At 42.2% G+C, this 7,263-nt stretch carries 16 protein-coding genes; all 16 read right to left on the reverse strand.

Annotated features, from left to right (window positions below; all coding sequences use genetic code 11):
* Positions 1-7: 7 nt before the first annotated feature.
* Positions 8-1,327: a preprotein translocase subunit SecY gene (gene secY / locus ACI4WO_RS06965; protein ID WP_439806835.1), complete on the reverse strand. Its 1,320-nt coding sequence runs from the start codon at positions 1,325-1,327 to the stop codon at positions 8-10.
* Position 1,328: 1 nt separating this feature from the next.
* On the reverse strand, positions 1,329-1,769 hold the full coding sequence (gene rplO, locus ACI4WO_RS06970) for a 50S ribosomal protein L15 (RefSeq protein WP_439806836.1): 441 nt from the start codon (positions 1,767-1,769) through the stop codon (positions 1,329-1,331).
* Positions 1,770-1,786: 17 nt separating this feature from the next.
* Positions 1,787-1,963, reverse strand: a complete 177-nt coding sequence (gene rpmD / locus ACI4WO_RS06975) for a 50S ribosomal protein L30 (protein ID WP_439806837.1) — start codon at positions 1,961-1,963, stop codon at positions 1,787-1,789.
* Positions 1,964-1,978: 15 nt separating this feature from the next.
* The gene (gene rpsE / locus ACI4WO_RS06980) at positions 1,979-2,479 is read right to left on the reverse strand and encodes a 30S ribosomal protein S5 (protein WP_439806838.1); all 501 of its coding nucleotides are present in this window, start codon (positions 2,477-2,479) and stop codon (positions 1,979-1,981) included.
* A 16-nt stretch (positions 2,480-2,495) separates the two neighbouring features.
* A complete protein-coding gene (gene rplR, locus ACI4WO_RS06985; protein ID WP_439806839.1) occupies positions 2,496-2,855 on the reverse strand; it encodes a 50S ribosomal protein L18 in 360 nt (119 codons plus the stop codon).
* Positions 2,856-2,873: 18 nt separating this feature from the next.
* Complete coding sequence (gene rplF / locus ACI4WO_RS06990; protein WP_439806840.1) at positions 2,874-3,419, reverse strand: 50S ribosomal protein L6; 546 nt, start codon at positions 3,417-3,419, stop codon at positions 2,874-2,876.
* A 13-nt stretch (positions 3,420-3,432) separates the two neighbouring features.
* On the reverse strand, positions 3,433-3,831 hold the full coding sequence (gene rpsH, locus ACI4WO_RS06995) for a 30S ribosomal protein S8 (protein WP_439806841.1): 399 nt from the start codon (positions 3,829-3,831) through the stop codon (positions 3,433-3,435).
* 22 nt (positions 3,832-3,853) lie between these two features.
* Positions 3,854-4,039 carry a type Z 30S ribosomal protein S14 gene (locus tag ACI4WO_RS07000; RefSeq protein ID WP_147643199.1) on the reverse strand — a complete coding sequence of 62 codons (186 nt, stop codon included), beginning with the start codon at positions 4,037-4,039 and terminating at the stop codon, positions 3,854-3,856.
* 18 nt (positions 4,040-4,057) lie between these two features.
* A complete protein-coding gene (rplE, locus tag ACI4WO_RS07005) occupies positions 4,058-4,597 on the reverse strand; it encodes a 50S ribosomal protein L5 (protein WP_177496662.1) in 540 nt (179 codons plus the stop codon).
* 16 nt (positions 4,598-4,613) lie between these two features.
* A complete protein-coding gene (gene rplX / locus ACI4WO_RS07010) occupies positions 4,614-4,979 on the reverse strand; it encodes a 50S ribosomal protein L24 (RefSeq protein WP_439806842.1) in 366 nt (121 codons plus the stop codon).
* 13 nt (positions 4,980-4,992) lie between these two features.
* On the reverse strand, positions 4,993-5,361 hold the full coding sequence (gene rplN / locus ACI4WO_RS07015; RefSeq protein WP_439806843.1) for a 50S ribosomal protein L14: 369 nt from the start codon (positions 5,359-5,361) through the stop codon (positions 4,993-4,995).
* A gap of 59 nt (positions 5,362-5,420) precedes the next feature.
* Positions 5,421-5,678, reverse strand: coding sequence for a 30S ribosomal protein S17 (rpsQ, locus tag ACI4WO_RS07020; protein ID WP_177532305.1), 258 nt, complete (start codon positions 5,676-5,678; stop codon positions 5,421-5,423).
* A gap of 18 nt (positions 5,679-5,696) precedes the next feature.
* A complete protein-coding gene (gene rpmC / locus ACI4WO_RS07025; RefSeq protein ID WP_439806844.1) occupies positions 5,697-5,903 on the reverse strand; it encodes a 50S ribosomal protein L29 in 207 nt (68 codons plus the stop codon).
* Positions 5,903-6,328, reverse strand: coding sequence for a 50S ribosomal protein L16 (gene rplP, locus ACI4WO_RS07030; RefSeq protein ID WP_439806845.1), 426 nt, complete (start codon positions 6,326-6,328; stop codon positions 5,903-5,905). Before rplP ends, rpmC begins: the two co-directional genes overlap by 1 nt.
* Complete coding sequence (gene rpsC / locus ACI4WO_RS07035; protein ID WP_439806846.1) at positions 6,328-7,077, reverse strand: 30S ribosomal protein S3; 750 nt, start codon at positions 7,075-7,077, stop codon at positions 6,328-6,330. The genes rplP and rpsC overlap by 1 nt, the downstream gene beginning before the upstream one ends.
* Before the next feature lie 18 nt (positions 7,078-7,095).
* The coding region (locus tag ACI4WO_RS07040; RefSeq protein ID WP_439806847.1) for a large ribosomal subunit protein uL22 at positions 7,096-7,263 on the reverse strand (168 nt) is incomplete at its 5' end.

Raw genomic sequence — 7,263 nt, forward strand, 5'->3', positions numbered from 1 at the left:
GACCTCCTTATTCAAGGAATCCCTTATGATGACGCATCATCAACTGTGATTCCAGTGTTCGAACTGTTTCCAAAGCAACGCTTACAACGATAAGCATTGTTGTACCGCCCATTGAAAGGCTTCTTAAATTTTCGTCTGCCATTCCGAGGAAAATCGGGAATATAGCAATAATTCCAAGGAATATAGCACCAACCAATGTAATCTTTGACAAAACTCTCTGAATATAATCAGATGTAGGCTTACCAGGTCTGATACCCGGAATACCGCCGTTATTCTGTCTGAGCTGATTTGCAATTTCTATCGGATTATACTGCATTGAAACGTAGAAGTAGTTAAATGCAATAATCAGTATAAAATAAATGACAGCATATGAGAACGACTGTGTACTGAAGAAATTCAGAAAACCGTTATAAAATTTCTGCCAGAATCCTTCTGGGGACGCATATGGTCCCTTAAACATTCCTATTGTACTTGGAAGTGACATAAATGCCATTGCAAAGATAATTGGCATAACGCCGCTCATGCATACCTTAATAGGAATATGTGTACTCTGTCCGCCGTATTGTTTTCTTCCTACAACACGTTTAGCATACTGAATCGGAATTCTTCTTTCTGCTTCATTCATAAATACTACGAATCCGATCATAACAACAAATACAATAGCAATACCTATTGAAACAAAAAGGTATTTTGATGGTTCATTCTTTGTAAGTTCAATTAATGTACCGACATCGGTAGGGAATCTTGCAACGATACCTGCAAAGAGGATCATAGATACGCCGTTTCCGATACCCTTATCATTAATTCTGTTGCCCATCCATACAACAAGCATAGCTCCGGCAACAAAGCAGCACACAATAACTATTGCTGCAAACACGCCTTCAAATCCGCTTGTATATTTTACAGCACCCATATTCTTCAATGTGAAGTAATATGCAATTGACATAAATATAGACAAAGCCATAGATACAATAGTTGTAATCTGATTCAGTCTTTTCCTTCCCTCTTCGCCCTCACTCTGAAGTCTTTCAAGAGGAGGCAGGGCATATGTCAGCAGCTGTACAATAATTGAAGCATTAATAAAAGGTGTGATCGACAAAGAGAAAATTGTCGCTTTAGATAATGCACCACCCGTCAGAACGTTCAGGTATTCGAGAAAATTACCATCTGTAGCATTACTGCTCATCCATTCCTGAACTTTTGACAGTGTAAGAAACGGAACCGTCAATGCACTTCCGAATCTGAAAACGATAATGATGAATAATGTGAACAAAAGCTTTTTACGAATTTCCGCAACTTTCCATGCGTTTCTCAATGTTTCGAACACATTAAATCACCTCTGCTTTCCCGCCAGCCTTTTCGATTTTTTCAACAGCACTTTTTGAGAATTTAGCAGCCTTTACAGTGATTTTAGATGTAAGTTCTCCGTTTCCGAGAACCTTGACACCGTCATTTTCTTTCTTTATAAGACCAGAAGCGATCAGCATTTCTGTATCAACAACTGTTCCGTCAACAAATTTGCTCAGGTCAGAAACATTAACTATTGAATATTCCTTCGCAAAGATGTTATTGAATCCTCTTTTCGGAATTCTTCTTGTCAGCGGCATCTGTCCGCCTTCAAATCCGATTCTTACGCCGCCGCCTGAACGGGCTTTCTGTCCCTTATGTCCCTTGCCGGCAGTTTTGCCGTTACCTGAACCGTGACCTCTGCCGATACGCTTACGTTCAGCAACAGAGCCTGGTGCCGGTGATAATTCGTGTAACTTCATGTGCGCACCTCCTTAGCTTATGCTTCCGTAACCTCAACGAGATGAGAAATCTTTTTTATTTTTCCGTTTGTCTGCTCATTATCAGGCTGTACTACAACCTGACCGATTTTCTTAAGTCCAAGAGAATGAGCAGTAGCAATCTGGTCGCTTTTTCTTCCTATAAGACTTTTAACAAGCTTAATCTGCTTTGCCATTATAACGCTCTCTCCTTAACCTAAAATTTCCTTTATTGATTTGCCTCTCTTAGCAGCAACTTCCTTAGCTGTTGTGCATGACATCAATCCGTTGATTGTTGCTCTTACAACATTGCATGGGTTGTTGGAACGAAGAGATTTTGTTCTGATATCCTTGATTCCTGCCATTTCAATAACCGCACGAACCGGACCGCCGGCGATAACACCGGTACCAGGAGCAGCAGGCTTCATAAGAACTCTGCCAGCGCCGAATGCACCGATTACTTCGTGAGGAATTGTTGTGCCGTACATAGGAATCTTAACAAGATTCTTCTTGGCGTCTTCAATACCCTTGCGGATTGCGTCAGGAACTTCGCCTGATTTTCCCAGACCAAAGCCTACTGTGCCGTTTCCGTCACCTACTACAACGAGGGCTGAAAACTTCATAATACGTCCGCCCTTAACTGTTTTAGCAACTCTGTTAATGGAAACAACCTTTTCGGAAAGCTCCAATGCTTTTGCATCTATATTAGCCAAAAGTATTACCTCCTTCTTAGAACTTCAGTCCGTTTTCACGAGCGCTTTGCGCAAGTTCTTTTACTCTTCCGTGATAAAGGAAGCCGCCTCTGTCAAATACAACTTCAGCAATTCCCTTTTCAACAGCACGCTTAGCAACCATTTCGCCAACCTTACGTGCGCCTTCAACGTTTCCGCCGTTTCCTTCAAATTCTTTATCCATGCTTGAAGCGGAACAAAGTGTAACTCCGTTTACATCGTCAATAACCTGTGCATAAATATGCTTTGCTGAACGGAATACATTCAGACGAGGACGTTCAGGAGTACCGGAAATCTTGGAACGAACTCTGGCGTGTCTTTTTGCTCTGGCCTTTTTTGTGTCAGCCTTTTTTATCATTGCAAATTCACTCCTTTATTACTTCTTGCCCTTACCGGCCTTACCTTCCTTGCGGATGATTCTCTCGCCGGCATATCTGATTCCTTTGCCCTTATACGGCTCAGGCGGACGCTTTTCACGAACTTCAGCAGCAAACTGTCCTACAGCCTGCTTGTCAATTCCGTTAATTACAATTTTGTTCGGCTGAGGAACATCAATTGTAATCTGATCAGTTTCTGACATTATAACCTGGTGAGAATATCCAAGATTCATTACAAGATTCTTGCCCTGCTTTGCAGCACGGTATCCAACACCTTCGATTTCAAGAGTCTTTGAAAATCCGTTTGTAACGCCTTCAACCATATTGTTAATAAGCGTTCTTGTAAGACCATGAAGGCTCTTGTTTGCTTTTAAATCGTCAGGACGTGTAACTGTAATAACTCCGTCCTTATATTCAATGCTTAGTGCATTTGAAAATTCTTTTGTGAGTGTACCCTTAGGACCTTTAACAGTAACAATGTTTCCGTTGACTGTAACGTCAACTCCGGCAGGGACACTGATCGGCATTTTTCCTATACGTGACATTTCCCTGTCCTCCTTACCAAACGAATGCTAATACCTCGCCGCCTACATTAAGCTCACGAGCCTTCTTGTCTGTCATGATTCCCTTTGATGTTGAAACGATCGCAATTCCCAGACCCTTTCTAACCTTAGGCATATCTTCACAACTTGAATATATACGTAAACCCGGTTTTGAAACCCTGCGAAGACCTGTAATTACAGGTGACTTTGAATCACTGTACTTGAGAGTAATTCTTATAACACCCTGTTTTCCGTCTTCAATGAGCTGAAAGCTTTTTACATATCCTTCGTCAACAAGAATCTGTGCGATTGCTTTCTTAACATTTGAAGCAGGAACGTCAACCGTGGCGTGCTTTGCGGAATTCGCATTACGAATTCTTGTCAGCAAATCTGCTATTGTATCAGTAATCTGCATGCCAATGACCTCCTTTGTATTTTTACCAGCTTGACTTCTTTACACCAGGAATCTGACCCTTATGAGCCAGTTCTCTGAAGCAGATACGGCAAATGCCGAACTTTCTTAAATATGCGTGCGGTCTGCCGCAGATTTTACATCTGTTGTAAGCTCTGGTGGAATACTTGGGAGTTCTCTGCTGCTTATTAATCATCGCTTTTTTTGCCATTTGAATAATCCTCCCTAATTACTTGGCAAACGGAGCGCCCAGCATTTCGAGCAGCTCTTTTGCTTCTTCATCAGTCTTAGCTGTTGTGATGAAATTTATATCCATACCTCTGACTTTGTCAATCTTATCATACTCAATTTCAGGGAAAATAAGCTGTTCTTTGATACCTGTTGAGTAGTTGCCTCTTCCATCAAAAGAATTCGGATTGATTCCTCTGAAGTCTCTTACACGAGGAAAAGCAACGTTGAAAAGCTTGTCAACAAATTCATACATATTTTCTCTGCGAAGCGTAACCTTAACGCCGATCGGCATACCCTCACGGAGCTTAAAGTTAGCAACAGATTTCTTTGCTCGGCAGATTACCGGCTTCTGACCTGTGATCTGTGTAAGATCATTGACAATAGCATCGATAACCTTTGAGTTTGAAATCGCCTCTCCGGCACCTACATTGACAATAACCTTATCGAGCTTCGGAATTTCCATAACGCTCTTGTAATTGAACTTCTTCATCAAAGCAGGAGCTACGGTATCAACATAATAATCTTTTAATCTTGCCATGTCGTTTCTCCTTCTATTAGAAATTGTGTCCGCACTTCTTGCAGATTCTTACAGGAATTTTCTTTTCCTGGCCTGCAGCGTTTGTCTTGGTTTCAAAGCCGTGACCAACTCTTGTAGGCTTGCCGCATTTCGGGCATACAAGCTGGACCTTTGAAGCGTAAATAGGAGATTCAGCCCTGATGATTCCGCCGGACTGTCCTACTCTTGTAGGCTTCATGTGCTTTGTTATCATGTTGATTCCTTCAACGATAACCTTGCCTTCCTTCGGGCTTACTTCCAGAACCTTGCCGGTCTTTCTCTTTCCGCTGTCTTCATATTTGTCCTTGTAATCACCTGTCAGCAAAACGACTGTGTCACCTGTTTTAACATGTAATTTACTCATCATGACACCTCCATTATAATACTTCCGGAGCAAGGCTTAAGATCTTCATGTATTCCTTATCACGGAGCTCTCTTGCTACAGGTCCAAAAATACGTGTACCTCTGGGGTTTTTATCTTCTTTAATAATAACAGCTGCATTTTCGTCAAAACGAATATAAGTGCCGTCTTCTCTTCTAAGGCCCTTTGCTGAACGCACGATAACTGCCTTTACAACATCGCCCTTCTTAACAACGCCGCCGGGTGTTGCTTTCTTGACAGAAGCCACGACCACATCACCGATATTAGCATATCTTCTGCGTGTTCCGCCCAGAACTCTGATACACATAAGCTCTTTGGCTCCGGTGTTGTCAGCGACCTTCAGATAAGATTGCATTTGTATCACAGCGAGTTCCTCCTTTCAGAAGCGTTTCGCTTAAAACTGCTTCCTCGTCTATAAATTAATTACTTAGCTTTTTCAATGATGTTTGTTACACGCCATCTCTTGTCCTTGGACAGCGGACGTGTTTCCATAACTTCAACACGATCGCCTATGCGGCATTCGTTATTTTCATCATGCGCCTTAAGTTTAACTGTACGCTTGATAATCTTTTTATAAAGCGGGTGTTTAACATTGTCAGCGATAGCAACAACGATAGTTTTGTCCATCTTGTCGCTTACAACTTTACCAACCCTTGTTTTTCTAAGGTTTCTCTCAGACATAGCTAAATCCTCCCTTTCTTACTGTTTAACGCCTGACTTGATTTCGGTTTCACGGAGAACTGTTTTGATTCTTGCGATATCCTTCTTTACAGCCTTTAAGCGAGCTGTATTGTCAAGCTGATTTACAGCAAGCTGAAAGCGGAGCGCAAAAAGCTCTTCCTTTAAGCCGGCCAGCTTTTCATTCATTTCTTCAACTGACATATCTCTGATTTCAGATGCCTTCATTACTGCTCCCCTCCTTGCTCTTCCTTCGCTACAAATTTACATTTAATCGGGAGCTTGTGCATTGCCAGACGCATTGCTTCTCTTGCTGTTTCCTCAGGAACACCAGCAATTTCAAACATAACTCTGCCTGGTTTTACTACTGCTACCCAATATTCCGGAGCACCTTTACCGGAACCCATTCTTGTTCCGGCCGGTTTCTTAGTTACCGGCTTATCCGGGAAAATCTTGATCCATACCTGACCGCCACGCTTGATGTAACGTGTCATTGCGATACGGGCTGCTTCAATCTGATTTGATGTGATCCATGCAGGTTCAAGAGCCTGAAGACCAAAATCACCATAGCTTACCTTGTTACCTCTCGTTGCCTGACCTGTCATACGGCCTCTGTGTACACGACGGTATTTAACTCTCTTTGGAAGTAGCATTACTGGTTACCTCCTTCACTCTTTGCTTCTCTGACTTTATTGTCACGTCTCTGACCGCTGCGTCTTCTGTTATCTCTTCCGCCTCTGTTTTTGTTTTCTTCAGACTTGGAAACTTCACCCTTTAAAACTTCGCCCTTATATATCCATACTTTAACGCCGAGACGGCCGTATGTTGTATGAGCTTCTGCTGTTCCGTAGTCAATATCAGCTCTGATTGTCTGAAGCGGAATTGTACCTTCATGATATGTTTCGCTTCTTGCAATTTCAGCACCGCCCAGACGGCCGGAAACAGTAACCTTGATACCCTTTGCACCCAGACGCATTGCTCTGCCGATAGCCTGTTTCATTGTACGTCTGAATGAAATTCTGTTTTCAAGATCAAGAGCGATCTTTTCAGCAACCAGCTGTGAGTTAATATCAGGGTTCTTAACTTCAACGATGTTTACAGCAACCTGCTTGCCCATCATCTTTTCAAGCTTCTGACGGAGCTTTTCGATTTCTGCGCCGCCTCTGCCGATTACGATACCAGGCTTTGCACAGTGAATGTGGATTCTAACCTTATCTTCAGCGAATCTTTCAATTTCAATTCTCGGAACACCTGCTGCATACAAGTTCTTCTTAATGTAGTTACGAACGTTGTAATCTTCAACAAGAGTGTCGCCAAAAGTTGACTTATTCGCAAACCAGCGAGAATCCCAATCTTTTATAACGCCGACACGCAGACCGTGCGGATTAACTTTCTGGCCCATTATTAAACCTCCTTGGGATTATTCTTTTTCTTTAAGAACAATTGTAACGTGTGATGTTCTCTTCAAAATTCTGTATGCTCTGCCCTGTGCTCTTGGCATGATTCTCTTCATTATAGGACCCGGGCAAACAAAACATTCAGCAACATAAAGGTCATCCTTATTCATGTTGTGGTTGTTTTCAGCGTT

The sequence above is a fragment of the Porcipelethomonas sp. genome (assembly GCF_051893655.1).
GTDB lineage: Bacteria > Bacillota > Clostridia > Oscillospirales > Ruminococcaceae > Porcipelethomonas.

Bases quoted from the DNA above. Each gene is read 5' to 3' on its own strand.
- rplO (WP_439806836.1), bottom strand. From the start codon at position 1,769: ATGAAGTTACACGAATTATCACCGGCACCAGGCTCTGTTGCTGAACGT.
- rpmD (WP_439806837.1), bottom strand. From the start codon at position 1,963: ATGGCAAAGCAGATTAAGCTTGTTAAAAGTCTTATAGGAAGAAAAAGC.
- rplR (WP_439806839.1), bottom strand. From the start codon at position 2,855: ATGATAAAAAAGGCTGACACAAAAAAGGCCAGAGCAAAAAGACACGCC.
- rplF (WP_439806840.1), bottom strand. From the start codon at position 3,419: ATGTCACGTATAGGAAAAATGCCGATCAGTGTCCCTGCCGGAGTTGAC.
- rpsH (WP_439806841.1), bottom strand. From the start codon at position 3,831: ATGCAGATTACTGATACAATAGCAGATTTGCTGACAAGAATTCGTAAT.
- ACI4WO_RS07000 (WP_147643199.1), bottom strand. From the start codon at position 4,039: ATGGCAAAAAAAGCGATGATTAATAAGCAGCAGAGAACTCCCAAGTAT.
- rplE (WP_177496662.1), bottom strand. From the start codon at position 4,597: ATGGCAAGATTAAAAGATTATTATGTTGATACCGTAGCTCCTGCTTTG.
- rplX (WP_439806842.1), bottom strand. From the start codon at position 4,979: ATGAGTAAATTACATGTTAAAACAGGTGACACAGTCGTTTTGCTGACA.
- rpsQ (WP_177532305.1), bottom strand. From the start codon at position 5,678: ATGTCTGAGAGAAACCTTAGAAAAACAAGGGTTGGTAAAGTTGTAAGC.
- rpmC (WP_439806844.1), bottom strand. From the start codon at position 5,903: ATGAAGGCATCTGAAATCAGAGATATGTCAGTTGAAGAAATGAATGAA.
- rplP (WP_439806845.1), bottom strand. From the start codon at position 6,328: ATGCTACTTCCAAAGAGAGTTAAATACCGTCGTGTACACAGAGGCCGT.
- rpsC (WP_439806846.1), bottom strand. From the start codon at position 7,077: ATGGGCCAGAAAGTTAATCCGCACGGTCTGCGTGTCGGCGTTATAAAA.